We start from the raw sequence: 17,589 nt of genomic DNA, 5'->3' as shown, positions 1-17,589 counted from the left end.
GAGGACCACCACGCCGATGTACAAACTCTTCTTCGACCTCGTCTTCAAGCGGATGGACCCCGAGCGGGCGCACCACACTGCCTTCCGCTGGATCCGCCTCGCGGCCCGCACCCCCGTGCTGCGCACCTTCGTCGCCGCCGCCCTCGCCCCCCGGTACCGGGAACTGCGCACGGAGGCCCTCGGCCTGCGCATGCACGGCCCGTTCGGCCTCGCCGCCGGCTTCGACAAGAACGCCGTCGCCATCGACGGCATGGCGATGCTCGGCTTCGACCACGTCGAGATCGGCACGGTCACGGCCCAGGCCCAGCCGGGCAACCCCAAGAAGCGGCTCTTCCGCCTCGTCCCCGACCGGGCGCTGATCAACCGGATGGGCTTCAACAACGAGGGCTCGGAGGCCGTCGCCCGGCGCCTGGCGGCCCGCGAGGCGGTCTTCCGGACCGTGGTCGGCGTCAACATCGGCAAGACGAAGGTCGTGCCCGAGGAAGAGGCGGTGGCGGACTACGTCGCCTCCACCGAGCGGCTGGCCCGCCACGCCGACTACCTCGTCGTGAACGTCTCCTCGCCGAACACCCCGGGGCTGCGCAACCTCCAGGCCACCGAGTCGCTGCGCCCCCTGCTGACCGCCGTGCGGGAGGCCGCCGACCGCGTGGTGCCCGACCGCCGGGTCCCGCTGCTGGTCAAGATCGCGCCCGACCTCGCCGACGAGGACGTGGACGCCGTCGCCGACCTCGCCCTGGAACTGGGCCTGGACGGCATCATCGCGACGAACACCACCATCGCCCGCGAGGGCCTGGGCCTGAAGTCCGAGCCCGCGCTGGTCAAGGAGACCGGCGGCCTGTCCGGGGCCCCGGTCAAGGCGCGCTCCCTTGAGGTCCTGCGCCGCCTGTACGCCCGTGTGGGGGACCGGCTGGTCCTGGTCGGCGTCGGGGGCATCGAGAACGCCGAGGACGCCTGGCAGCGCATCCTGGCGGGCGCCACCCTGATCCAGGGCTACAGCGCCTTCATCTACGAGGGCCCCGGCTACGCCCGCGCCATCCACAAGGGCCTGGCCGAGCGGCTGGCCGACAGCCCCTACGAGACGCTCGCCGAAGCGGTGGGCGCCGAGACCCGGAAGGCATCCCAGTGACCTCTGCGACCACCGTGACCCCGTTCGGCGCCCGGCTGCGGGCGGCGATGGACTCCCGCGGCCCGCTGTGCGTCGGGATCGACCCGCACGCCGCCCTGCTGGAGTCGTGGGGCCTGGCGGACGACATCGCCGGGCTGGAGACGTTCTCCCGCACGGTCGTCGAGGCCCTCGCGGACTCGGTCGCCGTCTTCAAGCCGCAGGCCGCCTTCTTCGAGCGGTTCGGCTCCCGGGGCATCGCGGTCCTGGAGCGGACCGTGGCCGACGCCCGGGCGGCCGGCACGCTGGTCGTCATGGACGCCAAGCGCGGGGACATCGGCTCGACGATGGCCGCCTACGCCGAGACGTTCCTCTCGCCGGACTCCCCGCTGTTCTCGGACGCCCTGACGGTCTCCCCGTACCTGGGCTACGGCTCGCTCGCCCCGGCGGTCGACCTGGCCCGCCGCTCGGGCGCCGGCCTCTTCGTCCTGGCCCTCACCTCGAACCCCGAGGGGGCCGAGGTCCAGCGCGCGGTGCGCTCCGACGGCCGGTCGATCGGCGCGACGATGCTGGCCCACCTCGCCGCGGAGAACGCGGGAGCCGAGCCGATGGGCTCCTTCGGTGCCGTCGTCGGCGCCACCCTCGGCGACCTCTCCTCCTTCGACCTGGACATCAACGGGCCGCTCCTCGCGCCCGGCATCGGTGCGCAGGGTGCCACCGCCGCCGACCTCCCGGCGGTCTTCGGCAAGGCCGTCGGCAACGTGGTCCCGAACGTCTCGCGGGGCGTGCTCAAGCACGGCCCGGACACCGCGGCCCTGCGGACGGCGGCGGCCGGCTTCGCCGCCGAGATCCGCGCGGCGGTCCCCTCCGCCTGAGCGGGCGCGGTGAGCGGCGACGGACTCCGCGCGGGGGGGTCCGTCGCACCGCTTGACGAAAACCGAACGTCCACGACCGGACAAAACCGGGGTAGTTTGTCCGTGATGTACGGTTCAACAGAGGCTGACCAGGACTTTTCGTCCGTTCTCGCTGACTGGAGCGGTCCGGGCCGCTAGTCTCCGAGCAGAGTCAACGAACAGCGGAGCAGGATCGCCGCTGTTCGGGCGCTCGCCTGGTGTGGTGCCTCCTGGCTCCATGCCGGTCCGTATCCGACAGTTCGACATCCGAGGTGACGTAGGCGTGGCTCTTCCGCCCCTTACCCCTGAACAGCGCGCAGCAGCGCTCGAAAAGGCCGCCGCGGCTCGCCGGGAGCGGGCCGAGGTGAAGAATCGACTCAAGCATTCCGGCGCCTCCCTCCACGACGTGATCAAGACGGGACAGGAGAACGACGTCATCGGCAAGATGAAGGTCTCCGCCCTTCTCGAGTCGCTGCCCGGCGTGGGCAAGGTCCGCGCCAAGCAGATCATGGAGCGCCTCGGCATCTCCGAATCCCGGCGTGTCCGAGGTCTCGGCTCCAACCAGATCGCCTCTCTGGAGCGTGAGTTCGGCGGTAGCGGCGCCTGAGGCGTCGCCCGAAGTTCTCCCGGCGTTCTCAGGCAGTCCCTGGAACCTGGATAATCGCTCTATGGCAGCAGAGGTTCGTCCGCGGCTGACCGTGCTCTCCGGCCCCTCGGGGGTCGGCAAGAGCACGGTCGTCGCGCATATGCGCAAGGTCCACCCCGAGGTATGGCTCTCGGTGTCGGCCACCACCCGCAAGCCGCGGCCCGGTGAGCGACACGGTGTCCACTACTTCTTCGTCGGCGACGACGAGTTCGACAAGCTGATCGCCAACGGCGAGCTGCTGGAGTGGGCCGAGTTCGCGGGCAACCGCTACGGCACCCCGCGCGGCGCGGTGCTGGAACGCCTGGAGAACGGCGAGCCGGTCCTGCTGGAGATCGACCTGCAGGGCGCACGGCTCGTCCGCCAGTCGATGCCGGAGGCCCAACTGGTCTTCCTGGCGCCCCCGAGCTGGGACGAGCTGGTCCGCCGCCTCACCGGGCGCGGTACCGAGTCGGCCGAGGTCATCGAGCGCAGGCTGGGCGCGGCCAAGATCGAACTTGCTGCCGAAACCGAGTTCGACACCACCCTGGTCAACACCTCCGTCGAGGACGTGGCGCGCGAGCTGCTAGCCTTGATGGACGTTGTCTGATCGTTGTTCGGTATTTGTCCGAACGACGCAAGATCTTTCACCCATCTTCGGAAGGTAGAGCGTGTCCTCTTCCATGACTGCGCCCGAGGGCATCATCAACCCGCCGATCGACGAGCTGCTCGAGGCCACGGACTCGAAGTACAGCCTCGTGATCTACGCGGCCAAGCGCGCGCGTCAGATCAACGCGTACTACTCGCAGCTCGGTGAGGGCCTGCTCGAGTACGTCGGCCCGCTGGTGGACACCCACGTCCACGAGAAGCCGCTTTCGATCGCGCTGCGCGAGATCAACGCGGGTCTGCTGACCTCCGAGGCCATCGAGGCCCCGGCCCAGTAAGGCACCAGGAATTCCTTTCACCACAGGCCCGGCAGAACATCTGCCGGGCCTGTGGTGTGTCATAGGTGCAGAGATGTCGCTCGAAGGCTCGAAGGGGAGTGCGTGGTGGGTAAGCCGAAGGTCGTGCTGGGGGTCAGCGGCGGGATCGCCGCCTACAAGGCGTGTGAGCTGCTCCGCCGGCTGACCGAGTCCGGCCACGACGTACGGGTGGTGCCGACGGCCGCGTCGCTGAACTTCGTCGGAGAGGCCACCTGGGCCGCGCTCTCCGGCAACCCGGCCTCCACCGAGGTCTGGGAGAGCGTCCACGACGTGCCGCACGTGCGCATCGGGCAGAACGCCGACCTGGTCGTCGTCGCCCCGGCCACCGCCGACATGCTGGCCAAGGCCGCCCACGGACTGGCCGACGACCTGCTCACCAACACGCTGCTCACCGCCCGCTGCCCGGTGGTCTTCGCCCCCGCGATGCACACCGAGATGTGGGAGCACCCCGCCACCCGGGAGAACGTGGCCACCCTGCGCCGGCGCGGCGCCGTCGTGATCGAGCCCGCCGTCGGCCGACTCACCGGCAAGGACACCGGCAAGGGGCGGCTGCCCGACCCCGACGAGATCTTCGAGGTGTGTCGCGGGGTGCTCGCCCGGGGCGTCGGTGAGCCGGACCTGGCCGGGCGGCACGTGGTGATCAGCGCCGGGGGCACCCGGGAACCGCTGGACCCGGTCCGCTTCCTCGGCAACCGCTCCTCGGGCAAGCAGGGCTACGCCCTCGCCCGCACCGCCGTCGCGCGCGGCGCCCGGGTCACGCTCGTCGCGGCCAACACCGCGTTGGCCGACCCCGCCGGTGCCGACGTCGTACGGGTCGGGACGGCCCTCCAGTTGCGGGAGGCGGTCCTCAAGGCCGCCGCCGATGCCGACGCCGTGGTGATGGCGGCGGCCGTGGCCGACTTCCGGCCCGCCACCTACGCGGGTGGCAAGATCAAGAAGCAGGACGGGCGGGATCCCGAGCCGGTGGCGCTCGTACGCAACCCCGACGTACTGGCGGAGGTCTCCGCGGAGCGGGCCCGTGAGGGCCAAGTGGTGGTCGGTTTCGCCGCCGAGACCGACGACGTCCTGGCCAACGGACGGGCCAAGCTCCGCCGCAAGGGATGTGATCTGCTCGTCGTCAACGAGGTCGGCGAGGACAAGACCTTCGGTTCGGAGGAGAACGAGGCGGTCATCCTGTCCTCCGATGGCGGCGAGGCCGTCGTCCCCCATGGACCGAAGGAAGTCCTCGCGGACGCCATTTGGGATCAGGTCGCCCCGCGACTCGCGCCCCGACGCGCCTGAGCGGATCGCCTTCCGGACGGCGAGTCCGTACGCCAGAATGTAGTGCCGCAGGTCACACGGCTCCCATAAGGCGAGACGGGTGGTCCGGCAAACGGTGGCGACCGATAAACTGCATGTGGAACACGGACCGGGCGCAGCCCCCGGTACTGTTCCGCCAAATGATCAGCCAGCAGCCGCTGCAACCCCAGGGAGCGTTGTGTCCCGTCGCCTTTTCACCTCGGAGTCAGTGACCGAGGGTCACCCCGACAAGATCGCTGACCAGATCAGCGACACGATCCTCGACGCGCTCCTCACCGAGGACCCGACCTCGCGTGTGGCCGTGGAGACCCTCATCACCACCGGTCTCGTGCACATCGCGGGCGAGGTGACGACGAAGGCGTACGCGCCGATCGCGCAGCTCGTCCGCGACAAGATCCTGGAGATCGGCTACGACTCCTCGAAGAAGGGCTTCGACGGCGCCTCCTGCGGCGTGTCGGTGTCCATCGGCGCCCAGTCGCCCGACATCGCCCAGGGCGTCGACACCGCCTACGAGCAGCGCGTCGAAGGCGACGAGGACGAGCTGGACAAGCAGGGCGCCGGCGACCAGGGCCTGATGTTCGGCTACGCCTGCGACGAGACGCCCGAGCTGATGCCGCTCCCGATCCACATCGCGCACCGGCTGTCCCGCCGGCTGTCCGAGGTCCGCAAGAACGGGACCATCCCGTACCTGCGCCCGGACGGCAAGACCCAGGTCACCATCGAGTACGACGGTGACAAGGCCGTCCGCCTCGACACCGTCGTCGTGTCCTCGCAGCACGCCGCCGACATCGACCTGGACTCGCTGCTCGCCCCGGACATCCGCGAGTTCGTCGTCGAGCACGTGCTCGCGCAGCTCATCGAGGACGGCATCAAGCTCGACACCGAGGGCTACCGGCTGCTGGTGAACCCGACGGGCCGGTTCGAGATCGGTGGTCCGATGGGTGACGCGGGCCTGACCGGCCGCAAGATCATCATCGACACCTACGGCGGCATGGCCCGGCACGGTGGCGGCGCGTTCTCCGGCAAGGACCCGTCCAAGGTCGACCGCTCGGCCGCCTACGCGATGCGCTGGGTCGCCAAGAACGTGGTCGCCGCCGGTCTCGCCGCGCGCTGCGAGGTGCAGGTCGCGTACGCCATCGGCAAGGCCGAGCCCGTCGGCCTGTTCGTGGAGACCTTCGGCACCGCCAAGGTCGACACCGCGAAGATCGAGGAGGCCATCGGCCAGGTCTTCGACCTGCGTCCGGCCGCGATCATCCGCGACCTGGACCTGCTGCGGCCCATCTACGCGCAGACCGCCGCCTACGGCCACTTCGGCCGTGAGCTGCCGGACTTCACCTGGGAGCGCACCGACCGCGTCGACGCCCTGCGCGCCGCCGCCGGCCTGTAGTCACCTCCCGCGCGAGGCCCCGGACCCCGATGGGTCCGGGGCCTCGCGCATGCCCGGGTGTCGGTGCCGTTTGGTAAGAATGCGGGTGTGAGCAGCGCGAACGAGTCGGAGCAGCGGGGCGGGGAGCGGGATCCCGGCGGCCCGCCGGAGCAGCTCGCGCTCATCCGGGACATCGTGGCCGAGGCGAAGGCCAAAGCACCCAAGGCCAAGCCCCGCACCTGGCGCGGCGCCGCCCTCGCCGAGGAACTGCCGGTTGCCCGCGTCCTGGTCAACAAGGGCGTGCTCCACCTCGACCAGCTCTGGGACTACGCGGTGCCCGCCGAACTGGCCGAGACCGCGCAGCCGGGCGTCCGGGTCCGGGTCCGCTTCGGCGCGGGCTCCCACCAGGTGCACGGCGGCCGCCGCGAGGGCGGTGGCCTGATCGACGGCTTCATCGTCGAGCGGCGCGCCGAATCCGACTACAACGGGGCGTTGGCCGCCCTGGCCCAGGTCGTCTCCCCGGAGGTCGTCCTCACCCCCGGCCTGCTGGCGCTCGCCCGCGCCGTCGCCGACCGGTACGCGGGCAGCCTGGCCGATGTCCTCCAACTCGCCCTGCCCCCGCGCAGTGCCCGCGCCGAGGCGAAGCCCTCGCCGGAGCCGCTGCCGTCGCCCCCGGCGCCCGAGCCCGGCGGCTGGCAGCGGTACGGGGCCGGTCCCACCTTCCTGCGGGCCCTGGCCGGCGGAGGCGGCCCGCGCGCCGTGTGGACGGCCCTGCCCGGGCCCGGCTGGGCCGACGAACTCGCCCGCGCGATGGCCGCCACCCTCGCCTCCGGCCGGGGCGCCCTCGCCGTCCTGCCCGACGGCCGCACCGCCGCCCGGGTGGACGCGGCGCTCACCGCCCTCCTCGGCGAAGGCCGGCACGCGCTGCTGACCGCCGAGTCCGGGCCGGAGAAACGCTACCGCCAGTGGCTCGCGGTGAGTCGGGGCTCGGTCCGGGCCGTCGTCGGCACCCGCGCCGCGATGTTCGCACCCGTGCGGGACCTCGGACTGGTCGCCGTCTGGGACGACGGGGACTCCAGCCACAGCGACGACAACGCGCCGTTCCCGCACGTCCGCGAGGTGCTGGAGCTGCGCGCGGTGACCGACGGCTGCGCCTTCCTGGCCGGGGGCACGAGCTGCACCGTCGAGGCCGCCCAACTGGTCGAGTCCGGCTGGGCGCGGCCCCTGGTCGCCGACCGCGAGACGGTACGGGCCTGCGCGCCCCGGATCAGGACCGTCGGGGACGAACTGCTGGCCCGGGACGAGGCCGCCCGCGCCGCGCGGCTGCCCAGCCTGGCCTGGGAGACCGTGCGCGAGGGGCTGAAGAGCGGGCCCGTACTCGTACAGGTGCCGCGGCGGGGTTACGCGCCCCGGCTGGCCTGCGAGCGCTGTCGGACACCGGCCCGCTGCCGGGTCTGCGCCGGGCCCCTGGAGGCCCCGGACGAGCGTGACCTGAGGTGCGGGTGGTGCGGGCGTGGCGAGCCGTCCTGGCACTGCGAGGAGTGCGGCTCGTTCCGACTGCGGGCCCAAGTGGTCGGGGCGCGGCGCACCGCCGAGGAATTGGGGCGGGCGTTCCCGGCCGTGCCCGTACGCACCTCCGGCCGAGATCACGTGCTGGACGAGGTGCCGGACCGGCCCGCGCTGGTGGTGTGCACCCCCGGGGCGGAGCCCGTCGCGGCCGGAGCGGGGTACGCGGCGGCGCTGCTGCTGGACGGCTGGGCCATGCTCGGCCGCCCCGACCTGCGGGCCGGGGAGGAGGCGCTGCGGCGCTGGATCGGCGCCGCCTCGCTGGTGCGGGGCGAGGGGCAGGTGGTGGTGGTCGCGGAGCCGACGCTGCGGCCGGTGCAGGCGCTGGTGCGATGGGATCCGGTGGGGCACGCGGTGCGGGAGCTCGCGGAGCGCGCCCAGTTGGGCTTCCCGCCGGTGTCCCGGATGGCGGCGGTGGCCGGCCGGCCCGAGGCGCTGGAGGCGTTCCTCGCCGCCGCGGAACTGCCGCCCGACGCGGAGATCCTGGGCCCGGTGCCGCTGCCCGGCCGGCGCGGTGCGCCGTCGCCCGGGGAGCGGGTCCTGATCCGGGTGCGGCCCGGCAGCGGGGCGGAACTGGCGCGGGCCCTGAAGAAGGCGCAGGCCGCCAGGCTGGCCCGCGGGGTGACGCCCGCGGAATCGGTCCGGATCAGGATCGACCCGCCGGACATCGGCTGAGGGGTCGCCGTACGGGTCCGCACATCGGCTGAGAGGCTCCCGTACCGGGTCCGCGACGGCGACCGCCCCCGGCGGGAGCGGCCTCAGGGGAGGACCGCCACGCCGGAGGCGGAGGGTGTCACGGCGGGAGCGCCCGGCCGTCAGGGGTCGGCGTCCCGGCGGCGGGCCCCGGGATCAGCCGTTGCGCGGGCCGGGGAAGGCGGGCGAGCGGGGTGCCGCCGCGCCGTGCGCCCCGGCGGCCGACTCCTCGCGTACGGGCTGGGGCGGTACGGAGCGCGCCGCGGGGATGGTGGGGAGCGGTCCCAGGGGCCGGGTGGTCGTCCCGTCCGCCGGAGCCTCGACGGGCTCGGCGGCCTGCGCGCGCCGGGCCCCGTAACGGCGGTGCACGGCCTGCTTGGTGACGCCGAGCGCCGAACCGACGGCGTCCCATGAGAAGCCGAGCGAGCGGTCGAAGTCCACCGCGGCGGTGACCAGCGTCTCGACGCTGTCCCGCAGTTCCTGCGCGAGCCGGACGGTGGGCGCGGGAGCCCTGCCGTAGACGACGAAACCCGTGGAGGGACCGGAGCGGCGCGGGCGGTACACGTTGCCGAGCTGGGCGGTGAGCGTGCGCAGAGCGTCCACCTGCCGGCGGACCCGCTCGATGTCCCGCACCAGGAGATGCAGGCTGGCCCGTGCTTGCGCGTCGTGGGTGGCGTGGTCGGCCATGAAGAAGCCTCTCGAACCGGTGCTGAAGAGCGGATCGGGCCGCAGACACCGTTCTCAATCGCGGCCCGTTTCGGTCAATCTCTTTTGACCAACGCGTCAGCGGGCGCCCAGGTCACGCTTTGGGGGCGTGTCGGCATATGCGAGAGGCGCGCGTGTCTCGGTACGCCCCCGGGCGCACCATGTGGGACGTACGCCGTGCGGCCCATAGACTGGTGCGCTGCTGACAGCCGAGATAGCGAGGTAGGACCCAGTGAAGCTCGTCTTCGCAGGCACCCCCGAGGTCGCCGTACCCGCCCTGGACGCCCTCATCGCCTCCGGGCGCCACGAGGTCGCGGCCGTCGTCACCCGGCCCGACGCCCCGGCCGGGCGGGGCCGCCGGCTCGTCGCCAGCCCCGTCGCCGAGCGCGCCGAGGAGGCCGGGATCGAGGTCCTCAAGCCCGTGCGGCCCCGCGACCCGGACTTCCAGGAGCGGCTGCGCGAGATCGCGCCGGACTGCTGCCCGGTCGTCGCCTACGGGGCGCTGCTCCCCAAGAGCGCCCTCGACATCCCCAAGCACGGCTGGGTCAACCTGCACTTCTCGCTGCTGCCCGCGTGGCGCGGCGCCGCGCCCGTCCAGCACTCGATCATGGCGGGCGACCAGGTCACCGGCGCCTCGACCTTCCTCATCGAGGAGGGGCTCGACTCCGGCCCGGTCTACGGCCACCTGACCGAGGAGATCCGCCCCACCGACACCAGCGGCGACCTGCTGACCCGGCTCGCCTTCGCCGGGTCCGGCCTGCTCGCCGCCACCATGGACGGCATCGAGGACGGGACCCTGCGCGCCGTGCCGCAGCCCGCCGACGGGATCTCCCTCGCGCCCAAGATCACCGTCGAGGACGCCCGGATCGACTGGAAGGCCCCCGCGATGCGCGTCGACCGGGTGGTGCGCGGTTGCACCCCGGCGCCGGGCGCGTGGACCGTGTTCCGCGGCGAGCGCCTCAAGCTGGTCTCCGTCGCCCCGCTGCCCGACCACACGGAGCTGGCGCCCGGCGTGCTCGCTCCCGCCAAGAACAACGTCTACGTCGGCACCGGCTCGCACGCCGTGGAACTGCTCTGGGTGCAGCCGCAGGGGAAGAAGCCGATGAAGGGCGCCGACTGGGCGCGCGGCGTGCGGATCGCGCCGGGCGAGCGGCTGGGCGGAGCCGACGTAGGCTGATACCGGCCGCGCACGCCGTTTTCCCACCGTCTTCCACACCACCTGCTTCACCGCTTCACCCTCTTCACCCGCTTCGCCTTCTTCGACACCCCAGGCATTACGTACAACCGGAGCACCTTTCACGTGAGCGAACAGCCTCGTCAGCCCCGTCAGACCCGTCGGCGGACCCCCGCCGGCGGCAACGGCAAGCCGTCCGGCCCCCAGGGCGGCAAGCAGGGCAAGCCCTACCGTCGGCCGCAGAAGGACCCCGTCCGGATGCTGGCCTTCGAGGTGCTGCGGGCGGTGGACGAGCGGGACGCGTACGCCAACCTCGTGCTGCCGCCACTGCTGCGCAAGGCCCGTCAGGACGAGAGCTTCCAGGCGCGCGACGCCGCCCTGGCCACCGAGCTGGTGTACGGGACGCTGCGCCGGCAGGGCACGTACGACGCGGTGATCAAGGCGTGCATCGACCGCCCGCTGCGCGAGGTCGACCCGCCGGTGCTGGACGTGCTGTCGCTCGGCGCGCACCAACTCCTCGGCACCCGCATCCCCCCGCACGCCGCCGTCTCGGCGAGCGTGGAGCTGGCCCGCGTGGTGCTCGGCGACGGGCGCGCGAAGTTCGTGAACGCCGTCCTGCGCAAGATCACCGCGCATGACCTGGAGGGCTGGCTGGAGCGGGTCGCGCCGCCCTACGAGGACGACGCCGAGGAGCACCTCGCGGTCTACCACTCACACCCGCGCTGGGTCGTCAGCGCCCTGTGGGACGCGCTGGGCGGCGGCCGGGCCGGTATCGAGGACCTGTTGGAGGCCGACAACGAGCGGCCCGAGGTCACCCTCGTCGCACGCCCGGGCCGCTCCACGCCGGAGGAACTGCTGGAGGCGGTGGGCGAGGAGTCGGCGCTGCCGGGGCGCTGGTCCCCGTACGCGGTACGGATGGCCGAGGGCGGCGAGCCGGGCGCCCTGGAGGCGGTGCGCGAGGGCCGCGCCGGGGTGCAGGACGAGGGCAGCCAGCTCGTGGCGATGGCCCTGGCGGCGGCGCCGGTGGAGGGCCGCGACGAGCGCTGGCTCGACGGCTGCGCGGGGCCGGGCGGCAAGGCCGCGCTGCTCGGGGCGCTGGCGGCGCAGCGCGGCGCGTTCCTGCTCGCCTCGGAGAAGCAGCCGCACCGGGCGCGTCTGGTGGAGAAGGCGCTGGCCGGCAACCCCGGCCCGTACCAGGTCATCGCGGCGGACGGCACCCGCCCGCCGTGGCTGCCGGGCTCCTTCGACCGGGTCCTGGTGGACGTCCCCTGCTCCGGACTCGGCGCGCTGCGCCGGCGCCCCGAGGCCCGGTGGCGGCGCCGGCCCGAGGACCTGGAGGGCTTCGCGCCGCTCCAGCGCGGGCTGCTGCGGGAGGCGCTGGCGGCGGTGCGGGTGGGCGGCGTCGTGGGTTACGCGACCTGCTCGCCGCACCTGGCGGAGACCCGGGTCGTGGTGGACGACGTCCTGAAGGGCCGGGGCGCGGGCGCCTCGGGGCGGGTGTCGGCGGAACTGATCGACGCCCGCCCGTACATGGCCGGCGTCCCCGCCCTCGGCGACGGCCCGGACGTCCAGCTCTGGCCCCACCTGCACGGCACGGACGCGATGTACCTGGCCCTCCTGCGCCGCACGGCGTAACCGCCGGCGGCGTAGGCCCCCGCCCTTTGCCCGGCCGAAGTCGGCCCGGGCGGGGCGACCTCGCCGCGCAGCCGGTCGGACGAGCCGTCCGACTGCGGCGCACGGGTGTACCGGTGACGGCCGGTCCCGCGGCGAGTGTCACTGGTCCGTAACAGGTGTCGACATGACTGGAACTCACTTCGCAGGCGTCAACGCGTAGTTGATAGACATGGCACGTCAGTGCTGGACGTGTTGTGCGGAACGGCGGATATCATTTCCGGCCCGGTGGTCGCGACCTCAACAGCCATATGGTCAAGGTTCCGAAGATCATCGAGATCGACAAAAGACGGGTCTGGCCACGGGAAACGTGTGGATGTGTGATCCGCGAACCGGGTTGATGGTGATGAAGCGGGCCAAGGCGAGCTTCTTCCCCGCGGGTTGGACGGAGAAGGTTACTTCGACCCGCTCACGGGGGATGCGAAGACCATTTACCCGCTCATGCCGCAATGGCCCGGAAGGAAAACAGATCAGTGATTCGCACTCAGTGTTATGTCGAGAAGTCCGGCACACCGTTCTTATGTGGGCCCGACGAACTGATGTTCCTGGGAGAGTGGGTGACTGCCGACATTCAGCTTTCGCCGCTGTCCGTCCTGGAAGCGTTCGATCTGGTGGCCGAGGCCAAGGGGGACCCGGAATTCGCGCCGGAGGATCTGGACGGAAACGCCCACACCGTCACCATCAGCCCGCAGGGTGTGAGGGTGGAGAACTTCTCGTCGAACATGTTCAGGGTGAATACACGCTCGACGACGCTTTTCCCGTGCTGGTCGACTTCTGGGATTACTGCTGCCTGGCGCTTCCCCAAGAGGTCGACTCCCGCCGACGGCAATACGCCGAGGAGGACGGGCGCGACCCGCTGGCCGGGATCCGCGACTTCCTCGGGACGTGGCCGAGTCGCTGGGCCGCCCACGCCCGTCGCGATCTGGTATGCGTAAGAATTGGAAGCCGACTGTACTCCCAGTCGATCCCGAAGCCGTACGAGAACTGCAGGAATGGCTCGCCTCGGAGGAGTACAACCTCAATGGCATGGAGCGCGACTTCCGAGGTGCGGACCTCTCGGGTGGGGACTTCACGAATGCTTGGTTCACCGATGCGGTTCTCGCGGGAGTGCGACTTGTCGGTGCGACCTTCTATCGGGCCGACCTGCAGTCGGCAGATCTGACAGGGGCGGATCGGACCGGAGCGGATCTCGTGAGGGCGAACCTTGACGAGGCCGTGCTCCGCTCGGCGCGGCTCGACGGGTCGGACATGGCCCGGGCTTCACTGTGTGATGCCGACGCGTCAGGAGCGAGCGTCCGCGGAGTGAGGTTCCTCGGTGCTTCGCTGATCGACACCGACATGAGGGGGGCGGACCTGACGGACGCCGTCCTCGACGAGAACCTTTTCGAGATCAAAGTCGATGACTCCACGGTCGTGCGTGGGCTTACGGGCACGGTTTTCGGTCCGATCACCGTCTTCAGTGGTGACTCGTACCGAGAGCTGGCAGACGCTGAACTCGCGGCGTGGATCGGTGCGCGAGGTGGGCGCGTGCAAGTGATACCTCCGCGCCGCCCACGGTAGGAGGGGCCGGCAGGCGCCACGAGCGGGTGCCGACCGGGGTGTGGCGAGTAGGACTGCTGTATGGAGCCTGGCGGGCCAAGCGTTGTGACGACCCGGGCCCGGGTGCTGTGAAGACCATTTACCCACTCGTGCGATGGCATGCATGTGAGAGAACCGAGTAATGATCCGCACTCAGTACTACGTTCAGAGCGTCTTCGGGGTGCCGATCGACCTGATGGCCGAGGCCAAGGCCAACCCGGGTCGAGCGCGCCCCCCGGCCCACCTGGACGGTGGTCGTCGGCAACCCGGACCGGCCCGCCGTCGCCACCCTGCGCGTGATCCGCACCCCGGAAGGCGTGGAGGAGGACGTCACCCTCACCGTGGGGTACGGCTCGACTGAGAAGCCGGCCCTGGAAGCGCTGCCGGAGCTGGCCGACGAGCTGGTGACCCGGCACGGGCTGAAGACCATGATGTGCCAGGTGCGCGAGGCGCGCCGGACCTCAGCGCCCCGCCCCGCCCCGCCCCGCTTCGAGCCCCCGCCACTGCCGTACGCGTTCGTGCTGGGCCCGGAGGAGGTCCGGCAGGTCGGGCGGGACACCGCGGGCAGGACGCCGCTGAAGGAACGACCGGTGCGGCTGGGTCACAGTGCCCGACCGGGCTTCTACTACCCGCTCGGCGACGGCGAGGGCGCCGAGAGCTGGAACGCCATGGAACAGCTCATGCGCCATTCGCGCGGGGCGCCGGCCGGCTAGACGGCCCCCCTGACGGGGGTACCGCGCGGGCGGGGAGCGGGGCGGAGGGGGAGTTGTGGGGGCGTGGCCGGATGTGGGCTTGGGCATGGCACGCTTGGGGCATGGCCGTTCAGATCAATCCCAGCATCCTGTCCGCCGACTTCGCCCGACTCGCCGAGGAGGCGAAGGCCGTCGAGGGGGCCGACTGGCTGCACGTCGACGTCATGGACAACCATTTCGTCCCGAACCTCACCCTCGGCGTGCCGATCGTGGAGTCCCTGAGCCGCGCGACGGACATTCCGCTCGACCTGCACCTCATGATCGAGAACCCGGACCGGTGGGCTCCGCAGTACGTCGAGGCCGGCGCGGGGTCGGTCACCTTCCACGCCGAGGCCGCCGCGGCGCCGGTGCGGCTGGCGCGGGAGATCCGGGCGAAGGGTGCGCGGGCGGCCATGGCGCTCAAGCCGGCCACCCCGATCGAGCAGTACGAGGACATCCTGCCCGAACTGGACATGGTGCTGATCATGACCGTCGAGCCCGGCTTCGGCGGTCAGGCGTTCCTGGACATCATGCTGCCCAAGATCCGCCGGACCCGGGAGATGATCGCCAAGCACGGGCTGGAGCTGTGGCTCCAGGTGGACGGCGGGGTCTCGGCCTCGACGATCGAGCGGGTCGCCGAGGCCGGGGCGGACGTCTTCGTCGCCGGCAGCGCGGTCTACGGGGCGCCCGATCCGGCCGCCGCGGTCCGGGCGCTGCGGGAGCAGGCGGGCGCGGCGATCGCGGCGGCACCCTGGGCTTGCGACCACGCGGCCAAGGCTTGATGAACAGCTCGGTGAACCGGGGCTGTACGGGCTGATCAACGGCCGTCGGATCTGACAGGATGAACGGCGAGTCGAGAATGTGAACAGCAGTGAGGAGAACGCGGTGTCTGCAATGTCGGCGGGACGGTCAGCCCTGCGGATGGGACCCGCGGAGCTGGTGCAGGCGGCGGCCATGGCGCGCCGTTTCTACCTGGAGGGCAAGTCCAAGATCCAGATCGCCGAGGAGTTCGGCGTGAGCCGCTTCAAGGTGGCCCGGGTCCTGGAGACCGCCCTCGAACGCGACCTCGTACGGATCGAGATCAGGGTCCCCGCGGAGCTGGACGCCGAGCGCTCCGACGCGCTGCGGGCCCGGTACGGGCTGCGGCACGCCGTGGTGGTCGAGTCGCCGGCCGACGCGACCGAGGACGCCCCCGACCCGGAGAACCTCGGTGCGGTCGCCGCCGACCTGCTGGGCGAGCTGGTCAACGAGGGCGACGTGCTCGGTCTCGCCTGGGGCCGCTCGACCATCCACATGGCGGCCTCCCTGCACCGGCTGCCGCCCTGCACCGTGGTCCAGCTGACCGGTGTGTACGACGCCGGGACGGCGGAGCGGGGCTCGGTGGAGGCCGTACGGCGCGCCGCGCAGGTCTCGGGCGGCGACGCGCACCCCATCTACGCGCCGATGCTGCTGCCCGACCCGGCGACGGCGGCCGCGCTGCGCGGCCAGACGGGCATCGCGCGGGCCTTCGAATACTTCGACAAGGTGACCGTCGCGGCGGTGTCCATCGGCTCGTGGGAGCCCGGCATCTCCACCGTGCACGACATGCTGAGCGACGAGGAGCGGGCGCACTACGCCTCGCTCGGCGTGGCCGCCGAGATGTCCGCACACCTGTTCGACGCCGAGGGTCGGCGGGTCGGCCGGGACCTCGGTGAACGCTGCATCACGGTCGAGGCGGACCGGCTGCGCCGGATCCCCGAGGTGGTGGCGATCGCCGGCGGGCTGCGCAAGGCGTCCGCGATCGGGGCTGTGCTCCGTTCGGGCCTGGTGACCAGTCTCGTCACCGACACGGCGGTGGCGGACTATCTGCTGACGGAGTCCCAGCCGGGGCTGCGTCCGGCCCTGGAACGGGCCGATCCCGACGACTGATCGGGGCCGCCGGGTCCGCTTCCACGCCCTCCTGGTGCGGATGGTGCCGGAATTGAGATCCGAACGGCGGCCCGCAGGGCGGCCCGCTGGGCGCATACTGGAGTCAATGACAAAGTCAGCAGTACCTCGCCGCCATTTGCCGTCCAGCCCGTTCAAGGCCCCCGTGGAACCGCCGCTCCGGCAGTTCAGCGTCGGCGACCGGGTTACTCACGATGAGCACGGCCTCGGCCGTGTCGTCGGTATCGAGGAGGGGATCGCTGTCCTCGTCGACTTCGGGTCGGTCCAAAAACGCATCCTGAGTCCCTATACCAAGATGGCCGCGCTCTAAGCCGTCTTCACATCCCGGTCCCCGCGACTCGCGGGCGAACCGGATATTTGGCACGATCGGCGCATGATCCTTCGGAACGTGCCCCGATCGCTGCTACGCGTGCTCGGGGCGCTGTTCCTCTGTGCCGCGCTGGTGACCGCGGTCGGCTGTGCCGGGAAGACCCCCGGGGCGGCGCGGACCGGCGCTCCCGCGAGCCCCGGCACCGCGAGGCCGAGCGACGGGGCGCGCGCCGTCGTGCCCGGGTGGGCCAAGGGGATGGCCACCGTACCCGCCGCGGCCCTGCCGGCGCAGGCCCGCGAGGTGCTGGCGCTGATCGACAAGGGCGGCCCGTACCCGTACCGGCAGGACGGCACCGTCTTCGGGAACTTCGAGAAGGCCCTACCGCCGCGCGCACGCGGCTACTACCACGAGTTCACCGTGCCGACACCGGGCGAACGCGACCGGGGTGCCCGGCGGATCGTGACCGGTGGGGGCGGCGAGTTCTTCTACACCGACGACCACTACGACACCTTCAGGGCGGTTCTGCGATGACCCTCGGAGCGGGGCCGCTCGGCCCGGCGCTGGCCGCCGCCGACGAGGCGGGCTGGACGACGCTGCGGCTGGACCTGGACGGCGTCGGGAGCAAGGCGGAACTGCTGCGACGGTGCGGGGACGCGCTCCGGGCGCCGGAGTGGTTCGGCGGGAACTGGGACGCGTTGGCGGACGTGCTGACCGACCTGTCCTGGCTGCCGCGGGCGCCGGGGCGGCTGGTGGCGGTCACCTCCTGGCAGGACTACGCGCGGGACCGGCCGGCGGAGTGGGCGACGCTGCGCGAGATCCTGGAACAGGCCGTCGGCTTCTGGCAGGCCGAGGGTGAGGGCGACGGCAAGGCCGAGGCCGAGGGCCGGTACGAGGGCGAGGGCAGCACCGCGGGCGTGGTCCCCCTGACCGTCGTGCTGGCCTGACGGTCCTGCCGGCCTGACGGTCCTGC

General features: G+C 72.0%; 18 protein-coding genes and 1 pseudogene. 18 read left to right on the top strand and 1 reads right to left on the bottom strand.

What is annotated here, in order from left to right; genetic code table 11:
• Positions 1-16 precede the first annotated feature (16 nt).
• The 8 genes from ACFVXJ_RS08110 (at position 17) to ACFVXJ_RS08075 (ending at position 8,506) form a co-directional block, all read left to right on the top strand.
• Positions 17-1,126: a quinone-dependent dihydroorotate dehydrogenase gene (locus ACFVXJ_RS08110; protein ID WP_389660461.1), complete on the top strand. Its 1,110-nt coding sequence runs from the start codon at positions 17-19 to the stop codon at positions 1,124-1,126.
• Positions 1,127-1,140: 14 nt separating this feature from the next.
• Positions 1,141-1,977: an orotidine-5'-phosphate decarboxylase gene (gene pyrF, locus ACFVXJ_RS08105; RefSeq protein WP_389660992.1), complete on the top strand. Its 837-nt coding sequence runs from the start codon at positions 1,141-1,143 to the stop codon at positions 1,975-1,977.
• Between the two features lie 301 nt (positions 1,978-2,278).
• Positions 2,279-2,602, top strand: coding sequence for an integration host factor (locus ACFVXJ_RS08100; protein WP_030234009.1), 324 nt, complete (start codon positions 2,279-2,281; stop codon positions 2,600-2,602).
• Between the two features lie 61 nt (positions 2,603-2,663).
• Positions 2,664-3,227: a guanylate kinase gene (gene gmk, locus ACFVXJ_RS08095; RefSeq protein ID WP_136210886.1), complete on the top strand. Its 564-nt coding sequence runs from the start codon at positions 2,664-2,666 to the stop codon at positions 3,225-3,227.
• A 61-nt stretch (positions 3,228-3,288) separates the two neighbouring features.
• Complete coding sequence (gene rpoZ / locus ACFVXJ_RS08090; protein ID WP_030879741.1) at positions 3,289-3,561, top strand: DNA-directed RNA polymerase subunit omega; 273 nt, start codon at positions 3,289-3,291, stop codon at positions 3,559-3,561.
• 105 nt (positions 3,562-3,666) lie between these two features.
• Complete coding sequence (gene coaBC, locus ACFVXJ_RS08085) at positions 3,667-4,881, top strand: bifunctional phosphopantothenoylcysteine decarboxylase/phosphopantothenate--cysteine ligase CoaBC (protein ID WP_389660458.1); 1,215 nt, start codon at positions 3,667-3,669, stop codon at positions 4,879-4,881.
• Between the two features lie 196 nt (positions 4,882-5,077).
• On the top strand, positions 5,078-6,286 hold the full coding sequence (metK, locus tag ACFVXJ_RS08080) for a methionine adenosyltransferase (RefSeq protein WP_389660456.1): 1,209 nt from the start codon (positions 5,078-5,080) through the stop codon (positions 6,284-6,286).
• A gap of 87 nt (positions 6,287-6,373) precedes the next feature.
• Positions 6,374-8,506 carry a primosomal protein N' gene (locus tag ACFVXJ_RS08075; protein ID WP_389660454.1) on the top strand — a complete coding sequence of 711 codons (2,133 nt, stop codon included), beginning with the start codon at positions 6,374-6,376 and terminating at the stop codon, positions 8,504-8,506.
• Between the two features lie 174 nt (positions 8,507-8,680).
• Here ACFVXJ_RS08075 and ACFVXJ_RS08070 read toward each other — a convergent pair whose 3' ends face one another.
• Positions 8,681-9,211, bottom strand: coding sequence for a hypothetical protein (locus ACFVXJ_RS08070; protein ID WP_389660452.1), 531 nt, complete (start codon positions 9,209-9,211; stop codon positions 8,681-8,683).
• A 250-nt stretch (positions 9,212-9,461) separates the two neighbouring features.
• Here ACFVXJ_RS08070 and fmt point away from each other — a divergent pair, with 250 nt between their 5' ends.
• The 10 genes and pseudogenes from fmt (at position 9,462) to ACFVXJ_RS08020 (ending at position 17,563) form a co-directional block, all read left to right on the top strand.
• A complete protein-coding gene (fmt, locus tag ACFVXJ_RS08065) occupies positions 9,462-10,406 on the top strand; it encodes a methionyl-tRNA formyltransferase (protein WP_389660449.1) in 945 nt (314 codons plus the stop codon).
• 123 nt (positions 10,407-10,529) lie between these two features.
• Positions 10,530-12,038, top strand: coding sequence for an RsmB/NOP family class I SAM-dependent RNA methyltransferase (locus ACFVXJ_RS08060; protein WP_389660446.1), 1,509 nt, complete (start codon positions 10,530-10,532; stop codon positions 12,036-12,038).
• Between the two features lie 509 nt (positions 12,039-12,547).
• A complete protein-coding gene (locus tag ACFVXJ_RS08055; RefSeq protein WP_389660443.1) occupies positions 12,548-13,009 on the top strand; it encodes a hypothetical protein in 462 nt (153 codons plus the stop codon).
• 91 nt (positions 13,010-13,100) lie between these two features.
• On the top strand, positions 13,101-13,634 hold the full coding sequence (locus ACFVXJ_RS08050; protein ID WP_389660440.1) for a pentapeptide repeat-containing protein: 534 nt from the start codon (positions 13,101-13,103) through the stop codon (positions 13,632-13,634).
• 254 nt (positions 13,635-13,888) lie between these two features.
• Positions 13,889-14,365 (top strand): annotated as a pseudogene (locus ACFVXJ_RS08045) (DUF6177 family protein); the annotation flags it as partial.
• Between the two features lie 101 nt (positions 14,366-14,466).
• Complete coding sequence (rpe, locus tag ACFVXJ_RS08040) at positions 14,467-15,165, top strand: ribulose-phosphate 3-epimerase (RefSeq protein ID WP_389660437.1); 699 nt, start codon at positions 14,467-14,469, stop codon at positions 15,163-15,165.
• Between the two features lie 112 nt (positions 15,166-15,277).
• A complete protein-coding gene (locus tag ACFVXJ_RS08035) occupies positions 15,278-16,291 on the top strand; it encodes a sugar-binding transcriptional regulator (RefSeq protein ID WP_136211161.1) in 1,014 nt (337 codons plus the stop codon).
• A 106-nt stretch (positions 16,292-16,397) separates the two neighbouring features.
• A complete protein-coding gene (locus ACFVXJ_RS08030; RefSeq protein ID WP_031145007.1) occupies positions 16,398-16,619 on the top strand; it encodes a CarD family transcriptional regulator in 222 nt (73 codons plus the stop codon).
• Positions 16,620-16,682: 63 nt separating this feature from the next.
• On the top strand, positions 16,683-17,150 hold the full coding sequence (locus ACFVXJ_RS08025) for a ribonuclease domain-containing protein (protein WP_389660414.1): 468 nt from the start codon (positions 16,683-16,685) through the stop codon (positions 17,148-17,150).
• Positions 17,147-17,563, top strand: a complete 417-nt coding sequence (locus tag ACFVXJ_RS08020; RefSeq protein ID WP_389660410.1) for a barstar family protein — start codon at positions 17,147-17,149, stop codon at positions 17,561-17,563. Before ACFVXJ_RS08025 ends, ACFVXJ_RS08020 begins: the two co-directional genes overlap by 4 nt.
• The last annotated feature ends 26 nt before the right edge of the window (positions 17,564-17,589 follow it).

Source organism: Streptomyces sp. NPDC058279 (genome assembly GCF_042881255.1).
Taxonomy (GTDB): domain Bacteria; phylum Actinomycetota; class Actinomycetes; order Streptomycetales; family Streptomycetaceae; genus Streptomyces.
The sequence above is the reverse complement of the archived record's forward strand: the minus strand, read 5'-3'. Positions and strand labels throughout refer to the sequence as shown.

Bases quoted from the DNA above. Each gene is read 5' to 3' on its own strand.
- rpe (WP_389660437.1), top strand. From the start codon at position 14,467: ATGGCCGTTCAGATCAATCCCAGCATCCTGTCCGCCGACTTCGCCCGA.
- ACFVXJ_RS08035 (WP_136211161.1), top strand. From the start codon at position 15,278: ATGTCGGCGGGACGGTCAGCCCTGCGGATGGGACCCGCGGAGCTGGTG.
- ACFVXJ_RS08110 (WP_389660461.1), top strand. From the start codon at position 17: ATGTACAAACTCTTCTTCGACCTCGTCTTCAAGCGGATGGACCCCGAG.
- gmk (WP_136210886.1), top strand. From the start codon at position 2,664: ATGGCAGCAGAGGTTCGTCCGCGGCTGACCGTGCTCTCCGGCCCCTCG.
- ACFVXJ_RS08025 (WP_389660414.1), top strand. From the start codon at position 16,683: ATGATCCTTCGGAACGTGCCCCGATCGCTGCTACGCGTGCTCGGGGCG.
- ACFVXJ_RS08050 (WP_389660440.1), top strand. From the start codon at position 13,101: ATGGAGCGCGACTTCCGAGGTGCGGACCTCTCGGGTGGGGACTTCACG.
- ACFVXJ_RS08020 (WP_389660410.1), top strand. From the start codon at position 17,147: ATGACCCTCGGAGCGGGGCCGCTCGGCCCGGCGCTGGCCGCCGCCGAC.
- ACFVXJ_RS08030 (WP_031145007.1), top strand. From the start codon at position 16,398: ATGACAAAGTCAGCAGTACCTCGCCGCCATTTGCCGTCCAGCCCGTTC.
- ACFVXJ_RS08070 (WP_389660452.1), bottom strand. From the start codon at position 9,211: ATGGCCGACCACGCCACCCACGACGCGCAAGCACGGGCCAGCCTGCAT.